This window comes from Corynebacterium sp. UD i78 (assembly GCF_056280545.1).
Map to the genome: position 1 here is coordinate 2,948,318 of NZ_JBWCED010000001.1, position 17,804 is coordinate 2,966,121.

General features: G+C 66.7%; 18 protein-coding genes and 2 pseudogenes. 11 read left to right on the plus strand and 9 right to left on the minus strand.

Annotation, left to right across the window (positions count from 1 at the left end):
* Nucleotides 1-58 precede the first annotated feature (58 nt).
* Genes ACZ9GM_RS13760 through trmB form a run of 3 tightly spaced genes read right to left on the minus strand, consistent with a single transcriptional unit; the run spans nt 59 to nt 3,969 of the window.
* Nucleotides 59-2,443: an MMPL family transporter gene (locus tag ACZ9GM_RS13760; protein WP_476038166.1), complete on the minus strand. Its 2,385-nt coding sequence runs from the start codon at nt 2,441-2,443 to the stop codon at nt 59-61.
* Between the two features lie 42 nt (nt 2,444-2,485).
* The gene (locus ACZ9GM_RS13765) at nt 2,486-3,151 is read right to left on the minus strand and encodes an NYN domain-containing protein (RefSeq protein WP_476038167.1); all 666 of its coding nucleotides are present in this window, start codon (nt 3,149-3,151) and stop codon (nt 2,486-2,488) included.
* The gene (gene trmB / locus ACZ9GM_RS13770) at nt 3,151-3,969 is read right to left on the minus strand and encodes a tRNA (guanosine(46)-N7)-methyltransferase TrmB (protein ID WP_476038168.1); all 819 of its coding nucleotides are present in this window, start codon (nt 3,967-3,969) and stop codon (nt 3,151-3,153) included. The genes ACZ9GM_RS13765 and trmB overlap by 1 nt, the downstream gene beginning before the upstream one ends.
* Nucleotides 3,970-4,073: 104 nt before the next feature.
* On the opposite strand from trmB, the gene ACZ9GM_RS13775 reads away from it, so the two are divergent.
* The 4 genes from ACZ9GM_RS13775 (at nt 4,074) to ACZ9GM_RS13790 (ending at nt 8,524) form a co-directional block, all read left to right on the plus strand.
* Entirely contained in the window at nt 4,074-5,030 is a 957-nt protein-coding gene (locus ACZ9GM_RS13775) for a hypothetical protein (protein ID WP_476038169.1), read from the plus strand.
* Nucleotides 5,027-5,419, plus strand: a complete 393-nt coding sequence (locus tag ACZ9GM_RS13780; protein ID WP_291475449.1) for a DUF6802 family protein — start codon at nt 5,027-5,029, stop codon at nt 5,417-5,419. Before ACZ9GM_RS13775 ends, ACZ9GM_RS13780 begins: the two co-directional genes overlap by 4 nt.
* A 47-nt stretch (nt 5,420-5,466) precedes the next feature.
* Nucleotides 5,467-7,305 carry a phosphoenolpyruvate carboxykinase (GTP) gene (locus ACZ9GM_RS13785; RefSeq protein WP_476038170.1) on the plus strand — a complete coding sequence of 613 codons (1,839 nt, stop codon included), beginning with the start codon at nt 5,467-5,469 and terminating at the stop codon, nt 7,303-7,305.
* 139 nt (nt 7,306-7,444) lie between these two features.
* Nucleotides 7,445-8,524, plus strand: coding sequence for a thioredoxin domain-containing protein (locus ACZ9GM_RS13790; protein WP_476038172.1), 1,080 nt, complete (start codon nt 7,445-7,447; stop codon nt 8,522-8,524).
* Between the two features lie 90 nt (nt 8,525-8,614).
* Here ACZ9GM_RS13790 and ACZ9GM_RS13795 read toward each other — a convergent pair.
* Together ACZ9GM_RS13795 and ACZ9GM_RS13800 are read right to left on the minus strand one after the other, a co-directional pair.
* Nucleotides 8,615-8,977, minus strand: a pseudogene (locus ACZ9GM_RS13795) (GTP-binding protein); the annotation flags it as partial.
* Nucleotides 8,978-9,234: 257 nt separating this feature from the next.
* Nucleotides 9,235-9,453, minus strand: coding sequence for an aldo/keto reductase (locus tag ACZ9GM_RS13800; protein ID WP_476038173.1), 219 nt, complete (start codon nt 9,451-9,453; stop codon nt 9,235-9,237).
* Nucleotides 9,454-9,557: 104 nt separating this feature from the next.
* Here ACZ9GM_RS13800 and ACZ9GM_RS13805 point away from each other — a divergent pair, with 104 nt between their 5' ends.
* Entirely contained in the window at nt 9,558-10,466 is a 909-nt protein-coding gene (locus ACZ9GM_RS13805; RefSeq protein WP_476038174.1) for a helix-turn-helix transcriptional regulator, read from the plus strand.
* Here ACZ9GM_RS13805 and ACZ9GM_RS13810 read toward each other — a convergent pair.
* Genes ACZ9GM_RS13810 through ACZ9GM_RS13820 form a run of 3 tightly spaced genes read right to left on the minus strand, consistent with a single transcriptional unit; the run spans nt 10,454 to nt 12,104 of the window.
* Nucleotides 10,454-10,774, minus strand: coding sequence for a carboxymuconolactone decarboxylase family protein (locus ACZ9GM_RS13810; protein ID WP_476038175.1), 321 nt, complete (start codon nt 10,772-10,774; stop codon nt 10,454-10,456). The two genes, ACZ9GM_RS13805 and ACZ9GM_RS13810, sit on opposite strands and share 13 nt — an antisense overlap.
* A 28-nt stretch (nt 10,775-10,802) precedes the next feature.
* On the minus strand, nt 10,803-11,660 hold the full coding sequence (locus tag ACZ9GM_RS13815; protein WP_476038176.1) for an aldo/keto reductase: 858 nt from the start codon (nt 11,658-11,660) through the stop codon (nt 10,803-10,805).
* A 24-nt stretch (nt 11,661-11,684) separates the two neighbouring features.
* Entirely contained in the window at nt 11,685-12,104 is a 420-nt protein-coding gene (locus tag ACZ9GM_RS13820; RefSeq protein ID WP_476038177.1) for a cupin domain-containing protein, read from the minus strand.
* Nucleotides 12,105-12,358: 254 nt separating this feature from the next.
* On the opposite strand from ACZ9GM_RS13820, the gene budA reads away from it, so the two are divergent.
* Both budA and ACZ9GM_RS13830 read left to right on the plus strand, forming a co-directional pair.
* On the plus strand, nt 12,359-13,090 hold the full coding sequence (gene budA, locus ACZ9GM_RS13825; protein ID WP_476038178.1) for an acetolactate decarboxylase: 732 nt from the start codon (nt 12,359-12,361) through the stop codon (nt 13,088-13,090).
* Complete coding sequence (locus tag ACZ9GM_RS13830) at nt 13,029-14,153, plus strand: YihY/virulence factor BrkB family protein (RefSeq protein WP_476038179.1); 1,125 nt, start codon at nt 13,029-13,031, stop codon at nt 14,151-14,153. Before budA ends, ACZ9GM_RS13830 begins: the two co-directional genes overlap by 62 nt.
* A 193-nt stretch (nt 14,154-14,346) precedes the next feature.
* Here the strand turns inward: ACZ9GM_RS13830 and ACZ9GM_RS13835 are convergent, their stop codons facing one another.
* Nucleotides 14,347-14,541 carry a hypothetical protein gene (locus ACZ9GM_RS13835; protein WP_476038379.1) on the minus strand — a complete coding sequence of 65 codons (195 nt, stop codon included), beginning with the start codon at nt 14,539-14,541 and terminating at the stop codon, nt 14,347-14,349.
* Between ACZ9GM_RS13835 and ACZ9GM_RS13840 the strand changes: the two are divergent.
* The 4 genes and pseudogenes from ACZ9GM_RS13840 to ACZ9GM_RS13855 all read left to right on the plus strand — a co-directional run.
* Nucleotides 14,516-14,749 (plus strand): annotated as a pseudogene (locus tag ACZ9GM_RS13840) (Dyp-type peroxidase); the annotation flags it as partial. The gene ACZ9GM_RS13835 and the pseudogene ACZ9GM_RS13840 sit on opposite strands and share 26 nt — an antisense overlap.
* Before the next feature lie 118 nt (nt 14,750-14,867).
* Complete coding sequence (locus tag ACZ9GM_RS13845; RefSeq protein WP_476038180.1) at nt 14,868-16,061, plus strand: oxygenase MpaB family protein; 1,194 nt, start codon at nt 14,868-14,870, stop codon at nt 16,059-16,061.
* 91 nt (nt 16,062-16,152) lie between these two features.
* Nucleotides 16,153-16,836, plus strand: coding sequence for a TetR/AcrR family transcriptional regulator (locus ACZ9GM_RS13850; protein ID WP_476038181.1), 684 nt, complete (start codon nt 16,153-16,155; stop codon nt 16,834-16,836).
* Nucleotides 16,821-17,630: an NAD(P)-binding domain-containing protein gene (locus ACZ9GM_RS13855; protein ID WP_476038182.1), complete on the plus strand. Its 810-nt coding sequence runs from the start codon at nt 16,821-16,823 to the stop codon at nt 17,628-17,630. Before ACZ9GM_RS13850 ends, ACZ9GM_RS13855 begins: the two co-directional genes overlap by 16 nt.
* Nucleotides 17,631-17,804: the final 174 nt, after the last annotated feature.

The window sequence follows — 17,804 nt, forward strand, 5'->3', positions numbered from 1 at the left end:
GACGATGATGCCGTGTGAGTCCTCCAGGTGATCCGGCGTCTCTTCAGCGGCCACAGGGTCAGCCCTTCCTGTCGTTGCGTCGGTCGCGTTCCAGCCGGGCCATGAGCTCGGCGAAGGGGACGGGGCCGTCCTCGTGGGCGCCGGACTCGTGGACCTCTGACGCGGAGGATGCCGGGTCTGCGTCACCGTTTCCGGCATCCTTCGCCACGGAGACGGCAGAAGTGCGACGCAAACTCCGCTCGGAGCTCTCGCCAGCGGACTGCCGGTTGTCCGCTGCGTCGAACTCCGGGGTGGTCGAGGCGTCCACCCCCTCGAGCCGCTCATTGTGCCCGATCTTCTCCGAGATCCGGGTGACCCACGCCGGTGCCCACCAGCAGTCCTCGCGCAGCAGCGCCATCAGGGCGGGTACCAGCAGCATACGGATGATCGTGGCGTCGATGACCAGGGCGGCGATCATGCCGAAGGCGATGTACTTCATCATCACGATCGACGAGAACCCGAACGCGCCGCAGACCACGATCATGATCGCGGCCGCGGCGGTGATGATCCCGCCGGTCGTCGCCGTGCCGAAGCGGATCGCCTCCTTCGTCGTCGCCCCGTGGGCTCTGGCCTCCACCATTCTCGAGACCAGGAAGACCTCGTAGTCCGTGGACAGTCCGTAGATGATCGCCACGATGAGGACCAGCACCGGACTCATCAGCGGACCCGGCGAGAACTTGAACAGGTCCGCACCGAAGCCGTCGACGAACATCCAGGTGAGGATGCCGAGGGTGGCACCGGTGCCGAGCAGATTCATGATCACGGCCTTCGCCGGCAGGATCACCGAACCGAACACCAGAGACAGCAGGATGAAGGTCGCGACGATGATGTACAGCAGCATCCACGGCAGCTTGCCGAACAGTGCGTCGATGGACTCGACCTCCATCGCCGGAGTGCCGGCGACCAGCACCTCCGCCCCGTCGACGGAGATGTCGCGCAGCTCGTTGACGATGCGGTCATTGTCGTCCCGGTCGGCGATACCGGCGGAGAGCACCGTCACCCCGTCCTTCGTGGGCTGGGTGACCTGGAACTGGCCGGTGAGCCCCTCGACCGCGTTGGCCTGCTGATACACCTGGCCGACCGCGGAGGCACCGTCGTCCTGCCGGATGACGAGCTTGACCGGGTCGGTGCGCAGCTCGGGGAAGTTCCCGTCGAAGTGGTTCTGGGCGACGCGGGTGGTGTCGTCCGGCGGCAGGAAGGTCTCGTTGATGCCGCCGAACTTCACCCCGCCCAGTGGGATGGTCAGCAGCAGCAGGACGCCCACCAGGCCCACGGTGAGGACCTTGGCGTGCCGCATCGCGAACGCGGGGACGCGTCCCCACCAGGAGTTGACCGTGTCCTCCTTCGTCCGACCACGGCGGAACAGTGTCCACTTGTCGATGTTCCGGCCGAGCAGTGCGAAGACACTCGGCAGCACGATCACGCTGAGCAGGGCGGCCAGTCCGACCGCGGAGATCGCGCCGTAGGCCACGGACTTCAGGAAGGCCTGCGGGAACAGCAGCAGACTCGACAGGGCCACGGCCACCATCAGGGCGGAGAAGACCACCGTCTTTCCGGCGGACGCGGTGGTGTTGCGCACCGCCGTGCGGACATCGCGTCCTTCGGCGAGTTCCTCCCGGTAGCGGGAGACCATGAACAGGCCGTAGTCGATCGCCAGGCCCAGACCCAGCAGCGTCACCACCGACTGGGCGAAGGTGTTGACCATGGTGATGTCGGCGAGCAGGGAGAGCACACCCATCGACCCGAGGATCGACAGCACACCGACGAGCAGCGGCATACAGGCCGCGACGACCGAACCGAAGACGAGGATGAGCAGCAGGGCGACCGCCGGCAGGCCGATGACCTCGGCGCGGGCGATGTCGTCGCTCATACCGGTGTCCAGGGCACCGGAGACAGCCGTGGCACCGGCGACCTCCACGGTCGCCCCGGGCACCTCGATGGAGTGCAGGGCGTCCTCGATCTCCCGGTAGTTCTTCAGGACCTCGTCCTCGACGCCCTGCAGGGACACCGAGGCGAAGGCGGCGGAGCCGTCGTCGGTGATCAGCTGGGCCTGCTGGCTGTCGAAGTAGCTGAGGGTCTGGCGGACCTGGTCCGGGTGGGACGAGGAGATCGCGTTGAGCTGGCGGGTGAAGTCGGTGCGCACCTCCTCCGAGCTGAGGTCGACGTCCGGGTTGTCCCGGGTGACCAGCAGGATGACGTCGCCGGAGGCGTCGCGTCCGAAGACGTCCTGCTCGATCTGGGCGGCGCGGGTGGACTCACTGTGCGGGTCGTCCCAGCCCTCGGAACTCATCCGGTCACCGAGCTTCGTCCCGAGCAGCAGGTACAGCAGCGCGATCACCGCGACGACGATGACCGGAACCACCCGCCGCCAGCGGTAGGCGGCGTCTCCCCATCTGGTGAACATCGTGGAATCCTTTCGCGAAAGTCCGTAAGTGGCCGGAGAAGATCAGCCGAGCAGGGTGCTGAGGGAACGGAAGGGCTGGAGCCAGGCACCGCCGTCAGGCAGGGTGTCGAGACTGATCCGCGGCAGCGGCTCACGGAAGACACCCTCGATATCCTCCAGGTCCACGAACTCGAGGACGGGGTTGTCGACCGCCCAGTGGGCGTGCTCCCGGAAACCGAGGACGGTCACCGGGATCTCGTCGGCGAGCTCTTCGAGCAGGTCGCGGAAGTTGCGGCCGTCGGCGCTGGCTACGACGAGCCCGTCGAGGACGCCCTCGGCATGGCGACGCCGGATGTGGTCCAGCATGTCCGGGTCGACATCGGAATCGTCACTGGTCTTCGGTTTGGCGAAGACGGCGAAACCGACATTGCGCAGGGCGTCGACCCAGCCGCGGACCTGGTCGGCGGAGCCGGGGGCGATGTTGGTGAACACCGTCGCCTCGGGTTCGGGGGCGAGAGCCTCGTCATCATCGCCACGGAACTCCTCGGCGATGTCGGTGGTCAGGCCGATGAGCCAACGGCCCACCGCGTCGAACCGGGGCCGGTGGGCGGCGGTCGGCCGGGATCCCAGGAGCGAACCGAGGCCCATGTCGATGTTCGGGGCGTCCCACACGAGCAGGACGACCGGACGGCGCTCCGGTGCCTCCGAGTAGGAGAAGGTGGCACCCATCAGCGTCGCCGCCAGAGGTACTCGCGGATGACATGTTCCTTGTCGAGGCCCTTGCCCTCGAACTTGGTGATGATCTGCCGGTCGGTGAGCACCGGGACCGTCTCGTCGCGATCATCCGGCCAGCCCAGGTACTCGAGGTCGTCCTCGGCGTTGACCAGTTCGTCGATCCATGCGGCGTAGTCGGCGTGGTCGGTGGCGACGTGCAGGATCCCGCCGGGCTTCAGTCGCGAGGCGATGAGGTGCAGCGTGCCGGTCTGGATGATCCGGCGCTTGTGATGGCGGGCCTTGGGCCACGGGTCCGGGAAGAACACGCGCACCCCGGCGAGGCTGCCGGGGGCGAACATGCGCTGCAGGACCTCCACGCCGTCACCCTTGACCATGCGGACGTTGGTGATGCCGCCGCGGACGACCGAACCGAGCAGCTTCGCCAGCCCGGGGCGGTAGATCTCCACGGCGACGATGTTGTGGTCTGTCTCCAGCGGGGCCATTGCCGCGGTGGAGGTGCCGGTGCCGGAACCGATCTCGACGATCGTGTCGTGGCCGGTGCGGCCGAACCAGTCATCGAGGTCGATGACCTGGTCGTCGGCGGTGACGGGATTCTCGTCGAGGACGCGGCCGAGGTGGGGCCAGTTCTCGTCCCAGGTGTTCTCCTGGTTGTCGGTGAGGGTGCCGCGACGGAAGCTGAAACTACCCAGTCGCGGATAATCGCGACCGTCGTTAAACTCGGTCTGGAGCGGCCGACCGCGGTGGGCGGCTCGGGAGGAATCCGGTTCCTGCGGGGACTCCGGGGAATTTTCAGTAATAGACATCCCTGTCATTGTGGCAGAACCGCAGCGCAGGGGAAACAACGCCGGCTCTCTGGTCCGGCAGAATCAGACGATCCGGCGGGGACGCCGGTAAGGGGGAGGCACCAGTGAACTCTGTGAGTGCACCAGCGGTACCGACAGTCGTGTCCGTCATCGGGCCGGAGCGTGACGAGGTGGTGGCCGTGGCCGCGGCCCTTCAGGAGAGGGTTCCCGGCCGACGGTTCGTCGTCGGTGCGGGACCGGACACCGCCGGTGGCGTCATCGCCGTGACAGCGGGTCGGAAAGACAACGACGGTGAGGACGGTAAGGACGCAGCGATCGTCCGTGCGGTCCGCGACGCCATGGGTGGCTGTGTCGTCTACAACGGGGGAGAGTCGGCGTCACTGACTCCACTGTCGACCGAACCCGGCGTCACTGTCGTGCCCTGGGACGGTGACGCGGCCGACCGGAGGAACATCGACCGGCTCGCCGAGGGGGTCATGGACCGTTGGATCGACGTACCCCGGTGGGTCTCCGACGCCCGACGGGCAGACGCCGACCGCATCGACCGGGTACGGGTGGCCGTCCGTCTCACCGCTGAACGTCATGCGTCCGACCTGCTGGAGACCGACATGCCTGCGTCCGGGGACACCGCGACGTCGGACGGTCGGGGACGGCTTGACGCGCTGTTCCGGGCCCGGCTGCGCTGCACCGTGCTGGAACACGGTGTGGAGTGGCCGCACCTGCCGGAGTCTCCGACCCCGCCCGGGGTATCACCGGTGTCCGGTGGTGACCGGCAACGGGAACTGCTGGTCCTCGTGGCGTCCTGCGGTGCGGGCCTTGCCGCCGCCGTGGCGGTGGGTCGACTGGCGGGGCCGCTGGTCGGCGTCCTCGTGGGTGTGGTCGTCGCCGCGGCACTCGCCCTGGTGCGTCGGCGGATGCTCGCCGGGGCACGCCGGGAACGTGACCGGGCGGCGGGGGCGGCGCAGCTGCGTCGGCAGTGGGGTGCGGTGGCCACCGAGGTGGTCTCCCGGCTGCGGGTGCCGGCGGTGGCGGACGCCGTGGTGGCTGAAACGACAGGGGCGAAGCGATGAGCGGCGACTGGTTCGATCTGGGCGGGCTCGACGGACTCGACGGGCTGGACGGTCTGGAGCCGGTGGATCCGGCGACGGACGGGCACCTGATCCTCGACATCGGTGACGTGAGTTACGGGCTGCCGGCGTCTCACGATCTGGGAGAGGACGCGGCGGAGGACGCCGTGACCCTCACTGACGACCGGGGCATGGCGGTCTGTTCCGACACCGACGGAGACGGACACGTCGACCGACTGTCTGTCGTGGGCTTTGACGGCTCCTGGTCGCACTGGGAGCGCGGCGGACAAGCCGGTGACACGGACGCTGAACCCCCCGTCACCCCCACCGGGCCCACGGATAACTGGACAACCGGTGGGTGGGAATGTGTGGAACGGGGGGAATGGGGTTAGGCTGGGGTGGTTAAGACGCGAACTCACCACTCTTGTCAGGAGAATTCATGACCATCCCCGGGCTCGTCGGCCAGGCACCCACCACGAATCAGGAACTGCTGCAGTGGATCATCGACGCGGTAGCTCTTTTCGAGCCGGCGCAGGTCGTGTTCGTTGACGGCTCTGTGGAGGAACGCGACCGACTGTCCCAGGAGCTCGTCGACGCCGGCACTCTGATCAAGCTCAACGAAGAGAAGCGGCCGAACAGCTACCTCGCCCGCTCCAACCCGGCCGATGTCGCCCGCGTGGAGTCCCGCACCTTCATCTGCTCCGAGAAGCAGGAGGGCGCCGGCCCGACCAACAACTGGGCGCCGCCGGCTGCGATGAAGGAGGAGATGACCGAGCACTACAAGGGTGCGATGAAGGGCCGCACGATGTACGTCGTGCCGTTCTGCATGGGTCCCATCGACGACCCGCAGCCCAAGCTCGGCGTCCAGCTCACCGACTCCGCCTACGTGGTGCTGTCCATGGGTGTCATGACCCGCATGGGCCAGGCAGCCCTCGACAAGATCGACGCCACCGGTGAGTTCGTCCGCTGCCTCCACTCCGTCGGCGCCCCGCTGGAGCCTGGTGAGGAGGACGTCGCCTGGCCGTGCAACGACACCAAGTACATCACCCAGTTCCCGGACACCAAGGAGATCTGGTCCTTCGGCTCCGGCTACGGCGGAAACGCCATCCTGGCCAAGAAGTGCTTCGCGCTGCGCATCGCGTCCGTCATGGCGAAGGAAGAGGGCTGGCTCGCCGAGCACATGCTCATCCTCAAGCTGACCAGCCCGGAGGGCAAGGCCTACCACATCCTCGGCGCCTTCCCGTCCGCCTGCGGCAAGACCAACCTCGCCATGATCACCCCGACCATCCCGGGCTGGAAGGCCGAGGTCGTCGGTGACGACATCGCGTGGATGAAGTTCGGCGAGGACGGCCACCTCTACGCCGTGAACCCGGAGAACGGCTTCTTCGGTGTCGCGCCGGGCACCAGCTACGGCTCCAACCCGATCGCCATGGAGACCATGGATGCCGGCAATACCCTGTTCACCAACGTCGCACTGACCGACGACGGTGACGTCTGGTGGGAGGGCATGGGCGACGCCCCGGCCCACCTCATCGACTGGAAGGGCAACGACTGGACCCCGGAATCCAACGAGAAGGCCGCCCACCCGAACTCGCGCTACTGCGTGCCGATCGCCCAGTGCCCGTCCGCCGCCCCCGAGTTCAACGACTGGAAGGGCGTCAAGGTCGACGCGATCCTCTTCGGTGGTCGCCGTGCGGATACCGTCCCGCTGGTCACCCAGACCCATGACTGGAACCACGCCACCATGGTCGGTGCACTGCTGGCCTCCGGTCAGACCGCCGCCCAGGAGGGTGTCGTCGGTACTCTGCGCCACGACCCGATGGCGATGCTGCCCTTCATCGGCTACAACGCCGGCGAGTACCTCGCCCACTGGATCGAGATGGGCAGGAAGGGCGGCGACAAGATGCCGGACGTTTTCCTGGTCAACTGGTTCCGTCGTGGCGATGACGGCCGCTTCCTGTGGCCGGGTTTCGGCGAGAACTCCCGCGTCCTCAAGTGGATCGTCGACCGTATCGAGGGTCGCGTCGGTGCCGATGAGACCATCGTCGGGGACACCGCCCGCTACGAGGACCTGGACCTCGAGGGCGTCACCGAGCCGGAGGCCGACATCCGCGAGGCGCTCACCGCGCCGGCGTCCCAGTGGGCCAACGACATCGAGGACAACGCCGAGTACCTCAATTTCCTCGGCCCGAAGGTCCCGCAGGAGATCCTCGACCAGTTCGACGCACTGAAGCGGCGCGTCGAGGAGGCCGTCGCCGCCGAGAAGGCAGGCGTCTAAGGGTTCTCTCTTCCCCCTTTCAGAAATCCTCCCCTCCTGAGGTAGGCTCCCGGGCTTCCGTGCGTACCTCAGCCGGTGAGGATTCTTCTGCGTCCGAGGCGGGGTCAGGAGGCGGGGCCGCGACGTAGGGTGGAACGCGATGGTCCACTCCCATGATTCCTGCGCCCCTGACCTCGCCCGCGACCTCGCAGTCACTGGCGCGGTCGATTTCCGTGCTGCCTCCGCCGCTGACATCGCCACGACTGCTCCGGACGCGGAGACCCTGACAGCTCCGCAGCGGGTGTCGCCGGTCGTCGCGATCACACCGCTGAGTCTGCCCACCGAGGTCATCGCCCGGTCGGCACAGGTCCCGGTGGTTGTCATCCTCGGCTCTCCGGTAGACCCGGAAATGTCGGCACTGCGCCGGGAACTCACCGGGGCGGCATCCTCCGCGGGACTGCGGTGGATCCTGGCGGTGGCGGATACTGACCGGTTCCCCCGGCTCGTGGCGGCGTTCCGGCCGGTGTCGATGCCGACCGTCGAGGTCGTCGCCGACGGCACCGGTATTGCAGCCTGGACTCCGGAGGACGGTCTGGGGGAGAACGGCGTGGACTGCGCTGACTGGGTGTCGACGGTGGTGGGGCGCGTCGCACACCGGCTGGCAGGACTGCCGCCGGACACTCTGGTCGATGATGCCGAGGCGGCTGATGTGCGAGGGAAACCGGGCAACGGCCCGGACGCCGCGGATTCTGTGGCGCTCACCTCCGATCCCCGGCTGCGCCAGGCGGCGGATCTGGTCGGCAGTGGTGACCCGGAGGGTGCGGTCGCGCTCTACGAGACGCTGCTGGCGGAGTACCCAGACCGGGCGTCGCAACAGGTGCTGCAGCAGGCGCGGGTGGCAGTGGGTGTGCTGGTACGGACGAAGGAACTGGACCAGCGGGCGGTCTACACCACGCTCGCCGGAGCACAGCGGCTTCTCGACGCAGGAGACGCCGTCACAGGGACTGCCTCGACGACACTCGATGATCTGCTGCGTACCGCTGATGTCCTTGTCCTCGATGACAGGCCGGTTGATGCGGTCGACCTGCTGTCAGGAGCCTTGTCCAACTCAGCGGCAGGACGACCGGCGGCGGAGTGCGAGCAACTCCGTGTCCGTGTCCTTGACGTCATCCGGCTCCTGGAACCGGGCGCGTCGGCGGCGGAACGGGCCCGCCGGAGGTTGGCGTCCGCCCTGTTCTGAGAGGTGGCTGACGGGACGTCTGGTCAGGTGATGTCTGTCGGTGCCGCTACATGTCACGGGGCGATTCAGCTCGGGCCGCCCTCGAGCTGTTCATCGGACGAGGTCGCGGGCTTCGTCGTCGGTGATCATGGCGCCGTCCAGCCTTTCCAGCAGGGCGGGAGCATCGAAACCCACTCCGATGAGCACGACCTCGTTGCCGGGTGTGAGACCGGCTTCCTGCCAGCCCGCCGCGGGCCGGATCGACAGATCCGGACCGGCCTGGTGCCAGATCTGGGCGTGGGACAGCTGGTCGGCGAGCCAGCAGTATCCTTTCGACCGGACCAGTCCGGTGGTGGCACGCAATGCTCCAAGCAGGCGTCCACGGTCGAGGGGACGGTCACTGCGGAAGACGACTGAACTGATGCCGTACTCCTCGGTCTCCGGGGCGTGGGGGTTCGCCAGTTCCTCGGCCCACTCTCACCAGGCGTAGGACTGTGGGGCAGTGCCCGGGCCGGGCCAGATCCGGTCGAGTTCTGCCGGCGTCGGGGCGTCCGGCGGGCACACCCCATCGCCGGTGGCGACCACGGGATCAGCCCGATCCGGAAGTGCTCCAGGGCGGGGATGAGCTCCTGCTCGATCACCCGGGCGCGACCGGTCAGGTGGGAGTCGGTCACGTCCCACCCGGCGAAGCTCGAGGATCCGACGTAGCTGATCTTGCCGGACGCGACGATCTACTCCGAGGTTCCGTAACACTGGGCCATGTCCGGACTCTGCGGGCCACCGTAGACATCGGCGGACCCGATGAAGCTCACCCCGAGGTCGACGGCGTGGTCGAGAATCCTGTGGGCGTCCGCTTCCGGGCTGGCGTCCCCGGAGTTCATGGTGCCCGGTCCGATCCTGCTGACCAGCAGGCCGGAGCGTCCGAGGTGTGCGTAGTCCATGGTGTTCATTCCCCTACCTGCGACGTTATCCGCGGTATCCGGCCTCAACCAGGTACTGACAGGGCATTGTCCGGGTCTGCCGGAGGCCTGTGCCACGCCCTACGCTGGACGTCATGGACAGCAGGAAGAACGCGCGGGCGGCGCAGGCCGAGGTACGGGAGTTCCTCACCACCCGCCGGGCCCGCATCACCCCGGACGCCGCGGGTCTGCCGGCCACCGGTAACCGTAGGGTGCCTGGTCTTCGCCGCAGTGAGGTCGCGCACCTCTCCGGGATCAGTGTGGACTACTACGCGAAACTGGAACGGGGACAGATCGCCGGGGCATCCGCCGGAGTTCTGGAGGCCCTCGCCCGTGCCCTGCAGCTCAGCGAGGCAGAACACCGGCACCTCTACGACCTCGCCAGTGCCGCCGACGGTGTCCCGACCTCGGCGCGTGGACGGTCACGCTCCACCCGTCCGCACCAGGTCAGGGCATCCCTGGAGCGGGTGGTGGACGCCATCACCGGGGCTGTAGCCTTCGTCCGCGACGAGATGCAGGATATTGTCGCGGTCAACGATCTGGGCCGGGAGTTCTACCGTCCCGTGCTCGGGGAGAAGGACGCATCCGGGGCGCAGTCCGGTCGCGCGAACCTCGCCCGCTTCCAGTTCCTCGACCCGGCGTCCCGCGAGTTCTACCCGGACTGGGACACCATGGCCCGGATGTGCGTCGGTGTGATGCACGCCGAGGTCGGACGTAATCCCGGGCACCGTGGGTTACAGGATCTCGTCGGAGAACTGTCCACGCTGAGCGCCGACTTCGCTGAACTGTGGGCCGCGCATGACGTGAGGATCCACGGGGCCGGGACGAAACGGTTCCACCACCCGGAGGTCGGTGAGCTCACTCTCGCCTTCGAGGAACTGCAGGTCACTGCAGATGACGGACTGGCACTCTACGTCTACTCCGCGGAACCGGGGTCAGCGTCCGAGGAGAAACTGCGACTGCTCGCCTCACTGGCGGCCACTACCGACATTCACCCCTCGTAGGCCTCCTTCGCCGCCCGGAACGCGGCCCATGCCTTCGGCCACCCGACGTAGAAGGCGGCATGGGTGAGGACCTCGGTCATTTCCTCTGCGGTGACGCCGTTCTTCTTCGCCGTCTCGATGTGGAATCCGAGCGAGCTGTCGATGATGCCGGACGCCATCAGCGCGGTGACGGTGACGATGCTGCGGTCGCGGGCCGGAAGCTTGTCCTCGCGGCTCCACACCTCACCGAAGAGGACGTCGTCGTTGAGTTCGGCGAACTTCGGGGCGAATTCACCGAGGGAGTCCCGGCCGGCTGTCACTTTCTCCATCATTCCTCCTTCCTGACGGTGGGGTTGTTCACTTCCCGCTGTACACCGGGAAGGCCGAGGAATCGCCGTAGTCCCGGGCGTCCAGGGTGCGCAGGGCGTCCATGTCGGCGTCCTCGATCATGAAGTCCACCTCGGCGTTGGAGCGCATATGGCCCGGGTTCGCGGTCTTGGGCAGGGAGACGGTGCCGAGCTGCAGCGTGTAGCGGATGCACAGTTGTGGCACGCTGACACCGTACTTCGCCGCGAGATTCTTGACCTTCGGGTTGTCGAGGATCTCGCCGTGGGCGATCGGGGAGTAGGCCTCCACCACGATGCGCTTGTCCCGGCAGTAGTCGATGAGGCCGGCCGGTGTGTTGCCGGCGTGGACGAGGATCTGGTTGACGTGCGGGGTGATCTCGGCATTGTCGATGATGTTGTCGAGATCGCGCTCCAGGAAGTTGGAGACGCCGATGGCCTTCACCTTCCCGGCGTGGAACGCCTCCTCGAGTGCCCGCCAGGCGGCGAGATTTCCCTCGTCGTAGGTGCCGCCGCGGAAGTCATCCCAGGGCTGCGGGGCATGGATGAGCATGAGATCCACATAGTCCAGACCCATGGTCGACAGGGAACCGTCGATGGCGGCGACGGCGCCCTCATAGTCCTTCACCTCGGCGGCGAGCTTCGTGGAGACGAACAGTTCCTCGCGGGGGACGCCGCTCTCACGCACGCCCTGCCCGACACCGGCTTCATTGCCGTAGGCCTGGGCGGTGTCGATGTTGCGGTAGCCGACGGTGACGGCCTCTTTCACGGCCCGGGCGGCCTGGTCATCGTCGATGAACCAGGTGCCGAGGCCGAGGACGGGGATGTCGTCGCCGGTGGTGAGGGTGAGGGTGTCAGTGAGTGCTGTCATGGTTGTTCTCCTGAGCAGGTGGGTTTACGCGGGCAGTGCCGCGTAGTACTTGTCTGTGACCGGTTCCAGCCACTCGTTGGAGGTGTTTTCGCCGGGGACCTCGATGGCGAGGTGGGTGAACCAGGAGTCTGCCTTTGCCCCGTGCCAGTGCTTCACATTGGCGGGGATCTGGACGACGCTGCCCGGGGTCATGCTCACGGGATCCTCGCCCTCGGCCTGGTACCACCCCGAGCCGTCGGTACACAGCAGGATCTGCCCGCCGCCGCCGGTGGCGTGGTGGATGTGCCAGTTGTTGCGGCATCCGGGTTCGAAGGTCACGTTTCCGACGGGTACTCCCTTGTCGGTAAGCAGGGCCAGGTAGCTCTGGCCGGTGAAGTTCGCGGCGTAGGCGTCGTTCTTCCCGCCGAGCGGGAAGAGGGGTTCGAAATCGATGCTGTCGGTCATGGCATCCAGGCTACGTCCGGTCAGGAGACCGCACCGGTGCTGAAGGGTGCCCTGTGGGTACGTGTCTGTTCTTCGGCCGGTTCCGGCTGTTCACCACTTGACCGAGGCTACGCAGAGGTTGTTTTCCGGAATCATCGGTGGACTCTCCGAAGCCTCGACCAGTGGTGGACGTTCTGACGTGGACGGTGGGTCAGTCGCGCACATCACGCGCCCGGACCCGCGGGAACACTGCTGTCACCGGCTACGCTGGACCCATGAACGACAGTCCCGTGACCCGGCACACGATCTTTCAGAACTCTCTCATGTCCGCTCTCCTCGACGGTATCTACGACGGCGAAATGTCCGTCGGCGAACTGCTCGGCAAGGGCAATTTCGGCCTCGGCACCTTCGACGCCCTCGACGGGGAGATGGTCATCATCGACGGCGTCTGCTACCAGCTGCGCCACGACGGCACCGCCACCCGCGCTGACCTTGGGCAGCATTCCCCCTACTCGGTGTGCACGAACTTCGTGCCGCGCATCCGCCGCCGGGCCCCGGAGAACATCCGGCGGGCCGACCTCTCAGACTTCATCGACGAGATGACGCCCTCGGCGAACTACATGTACGCCGTCCGCATCACCGGCACCTTCTCCGACGTCACGACCCGCACGGTGGTGCGTCAGGAGAAGCCCTACCCGCCGATGACCGAGGCTGTCGGGGACGATGCCGAGCAGCACTTCACCGACGTCTCCGGTGTCATCGCCGGTTTCCGCACCCCGATCTACGAGAAGAACATCTCGGTCCCGGGCTGCCACGTCCACTTCATCGACGATGCCCGGACACAGGGCGGCCACGTCCTCGACTTCACCCTCACCGAGGGCAAGATCGAACTGTGCCCCGGCACGGATCTTGACCTGCGGTTGCCGCTGACCTCGGCCTTCTCGAATGCGAACCTCGACCCCGAGGACCTCGACGAGCAGCTGCACGCCACCGAGGTCAAGGACTGACACCCTGAACACTCCCTCGCTCCGTAGCCCGGGCTCCGACCTGCCGCCGTCATGGTGGTACGTCCCTGCCCGGGCGGTCCGTCGATTCGTCGACCAGGACTTCGTGGACTTCGTCGGCAGTCTCGCCTTCCGCGCCCTGCTCGCCCTGTTCCCAGGGCTCATCGCCCTGGTCTCGATCCTGGCTCTGTTCGGTCAGAGCGAGGAATCGGTCGTCCGGCTGCTCAACCAGTTCGAGGGGGTGACCCCGGAGGACACCTGGGAGACGGTGCGTCCGGTCCTCGAGTCGATCCTGCGCGCGCCACAGGCCGGACTGGGTCTGGTCATCGGTCTGGTGACCACACTGTGGACGGCGTCCGGCTTCATCAAGACCTTCAGCCGCACGATGAATGCGGTGTACGGGATCTCGGAGGGACGCGGCATGTTCAAGTGGAACCTGCAGATGTACCTGCTCACCGCCATGTTCCTGCTGCTGGCCGCTGTCGGGCTCATCGGGTCGGTGATCGCCGGACCGGTCGCGGAGGCGGTCGGTGAACTGATCCACCTGGAGACCGCAGTGATCACGGTGTGGCGCTACGTCCGCTGGGTGCTGGTCATCGGGGTCGTCGTGCTGGGTGTGGGGATGCTCTACCGCATCACCCCCAATGTCCGGATGCGTCGTACCTGGGGAGGACGCCACTTCCCGTGGTACCTGTTCTGGATGCGTTGGTTCACGGTCGGTGCGACGATCGCCATTGTCGCGACGGTCCTGGCGACGGCGCTCTTCTTCCTCTATGTCTCGAAGGCGGGGTCCTTCAACGCGACGTACGGTGCACTGGCCGGCGTGGTCGTGCTCATGCTGTGGCTCTTCCTCGTCAATGCGTCACTGGTCTTCGGTGCGCTCATCGACAGTGAGGTCGTCCGGATGCGGCAACTGCGGGCCGGCCTTCCGGCCGAGGAGACCCTGCAACTGCGTGTCCGGGATTCCTCGGCAAGTGAGAAGCGCGAGTCGAAGATGGCCCGGGACGTGGAGCGGGCGCGCGAGATGCGTGAGAGTGCGGAGGCCGGCACGGAGGACGCCGACTAACCGTGGGCGTCGAGGAAGAACGCCAGCAGCTGCGGCTGCGGGACAATGCAGCGGTCACACCCGCTGACGATGTCGAGCGCGACGTTCCCGAAGCCCTCACGCCGGTACCAGTTCGTACCCTCCCGTGCCGCGGTGAGGGCGTCGAAATTGTCCTCGTTGGTGGTGCCGTCGTCGGGTTCGCCGACCGCCCAGGTCAGCGGTAGATGCTGCCGCTTCGTGGCGTCCGGGAGTGGTTATCGAGTGCCTCGGGCGCCCCGCCACCGCCGAGCATGAGTGCCCCGCCGGTGATGAGCAGTCGGGAGGTGGGGATGGTGCCGTAACCGATCATCTCGGCACCGCCGGAGTATCCGTACCACCGGATGTCGGTGGGGGACGCCGAGTTCGGCACCTACTTCATCGGCTACGCCAAGGATCCGGCGGTGACGGAGCAGATGCTGCGCAACATGTCCATCGGTGTCCCGGAGGGCAACCACGACCGCATCCTCGACTTCTTCACGGCGGTCACCGGATCGCTGTATTTCGTGCCCTCAGCGGCCTTCCTCAACGGTCTGGGGGCTGACCGGGTGGGACGTCCCCGAATCTTTCAACCGGGGTGACCTGCGAAGAGTGATGCGAATCACGATTTATCGGAGAATCTTCTTTCGTTGGCAACGGATATGACCTATCCTTTTCTGTAACGATCACTACATATCCACACCGACTCTGGAGGACATCATGTCATGCCCCTTCAGTGGCGCCGACGACGCCACCACCATCCCCGACGCTGCAGGGTCCACCCCGAAGAAGTCCTTCCGCCGCGGAAGCAAGGATGACACGCTGGTCCGCGAGGACGAGGGCTTCTTCGGCCCGGACTCCGTCACCTGGAAGGTCTGGCGCTTCCCCGGCTTCGCTCTCCAGGCCTTCGCCCGCGCTGTGACCCTCGAGCACCTCGACCCCGACCTCGTCGCCGCCGTCGACGCATCCGGCCAAGTCTACAAGCGCACCCCGGTCCGCTACGACCGGACGATGGAGTACTTCGCCGCCGTCCTCACCGCGGATGCCCAGACGATGACCCGGATGTCCGACATTCTCATGAAGGTCCACGACCGCTCCTACGGCGTGAACCCGGTGACCGGCAACAACTTCGAGGCGAACAACCCCGACTCGCAGATGTGGATCCACGTCACCGCCTGGCACTCGATGCTCTACATCTATGAGAAGTTCGGCCCGGGAAAGCTCTCCCGCGACGAGGAGAACGAGTACTGGGAGCAGATGGCGATCTCCGCGGCGTTCCAGCCGATCCGCCAGGAGGATCTGCCGAAGACCCGTGGTCAGGTGCAGAAGTTCTTCGATGACTGGCGCGAGAAGCTGTCCGCCTCCGAGGCGGCGATCCGCAACACAGACCACATCCTCGACGGCTTCGAGACCATCGAGCCGGACCTGCCGAAGTGGCTCATCAGGCTGGGGCGTCCCGTGCTGCGCAGGAGCATCATCGCCACTTACCCTCGCTGGATGCGTCCGATGCTCGGCGTGAAGCAGTCGCGGCTCATGGACTCCCTGTCCATCGCCGTATGGAAGCCGATCTACAAGGTGCTGGACGCCAACCCGAAGCTCTTCCTCTGGCTGCTCAAGCGCATCTGCCCTCGTGCGGTGCGCTACATGGAGCCACTGCTGCTCAAGACCCCGGCAAAGACACCCCGCGTCTACACCCCTGAGGTGGCCCGCCGGATGTTCGGCAACCCGCTGACCCCGCTGGAGCAGCGCGAAGAGCTGCTGAAGAAGCGTCAGGGTGGGGTCGGTCAGAGGTCCTACGGGCACAACCACACCGACCAGATTCTGGAGTTCGCCAACGCAGATGACGCCGAGGCCACCGAGGCGACGCTCGAGGCGGTGAAGGAGTCCGAGGAGGATCTCCGCCAGGTCGGTTAGTCCGGTCTTTTCCGCCGCTCCGTCGGCTCTACACCCGGGTGGTGCACATCACCCGGGTCTTTTCATACCCGAACCAGATAGGATGGGGCCTATGACAGGAGCAGCAGAAGACACCGTCGCTCGCAACCCCCTTAAGGTCACCACCACGAAAAAGAAGGCCCGGGGACGCCGGGCCGACGGTGAACGGTCCAGGCAGAAGATCCTCGACGCAGCCGCAGAGATCGGGGCAGAACGCGGCTACGACGGTACCTCCATCGCTGAGATCTCCCGGCGGTGCGGCCTGCCCGCCAGCTCCATCTACTGGCACTTCAAGGACAAGGACGACCTGATGGCCACGGTCATCGAGGACAGCTTCGACGCCTGGAACCAGTCCTGGGACATCGACGCCGACGGCAATATCCTCCTGGAGCTGTTCGCCATCGCCGAGCAGCTCATCGGTGCGCTGCAGGAGCACCCCCAGTTCCTCCACATCGGCCTGCCGCTGGCGCTCCAGAAGCGCTCCGATGATCCGCGTCCGCGCCGGATGTACCTGCAGATGCGGGAGAACCTCACCGCCCGGTTCGAGAAGATCGGTGAGACCCACTTCTCCCACGTCCCGCCGCAACGCCGCACCGCGATCATCACCTACCTCATTGCCGGTGCCGAGGGGCTGATCATCTCCAACGAACTCGACCGGTCGGACGACGCGCCGGACATCGGGGAACTGCTGCAGATCCACGCGTCGAGTGTCATTCATATGATCATGCAGGAGGCGGACAAATGGCCGAAGGCGTGACAGGCGTGACAGGCGTGATCGGCGTCATCGGTGTCGGTGAGATCGCCGAGGCCATGGTCACCGGCCTGCTCAGCGAGGACGCCGGCGCCCCCGGTCACGTCATCCTCTCGCCGCGCAGCGCTACCCGGGCCACGGCCCTGGCCACCAGGTTCGACGCGGTGACGGTCGCGGCGTCCAATGCCGGAGTCGCGGTCTCCGCGGACGTCGTCATCGTCTCCGTGCGCCCCGACCAGCTCACCGATGCCCTGGACGGGGTGGTTTTCCGCCCGGACCAGCTGGTCATCAGTACCCTGGCCGGCGTCGATCTCGCCACCCTGCGGGACGCCGTCGGCGGCTCGGATGAGGGGGGTCCTGCGATCGTCCGCTCCGTGCCGCTGCCTCCGGTGGCGCGCCGGGCGGGGGTGACGCCGGTGATCCCGGCCGAGGCCCGTGCGGTGCAGCTCTTCGATCTCCTCGGCGGCTATCTCGCCGTCGCCGACGAGGAACAGATGGCCGCGGTGACCGTGCTGACCGGAGCGCAGACCGGCCTGCTGCAGTATATCGCGGAACTGTGCCAGTGGGCCGCGGACAACGGTCTGGAACCGGGTGCCACCGAGATGTTCATCCGGAGCACCGTCGCCGGGCTGGAACCCGGTCTGCGCGACGCCACCACCCCGATCGCCGGACTCATCGACAACTTCGAGACCGAGGGTGGCCTGAACTGGCAGCTGCGGACCCGGTTCTTCGATGCCGCCACGTCCACCTCCCTCATCCGTGAACTCGACTCGCTGCACGAGCGCGTCCGGGGAGAGTGATGTCTGCCGGGTGGGGACCGGGTGGGGATGTCTTCAGCGTCAAACATCCTGACGCCGGGTCTTGACGCTCTGCGACGGTGCGACGCCCGGTCGGGTGGATAGCCTGGACCGATGGACTGGTTGAGCGCATGACGGGGAGTCGTCCTGACCGGGGCCACTACGACCTGCCGCAGG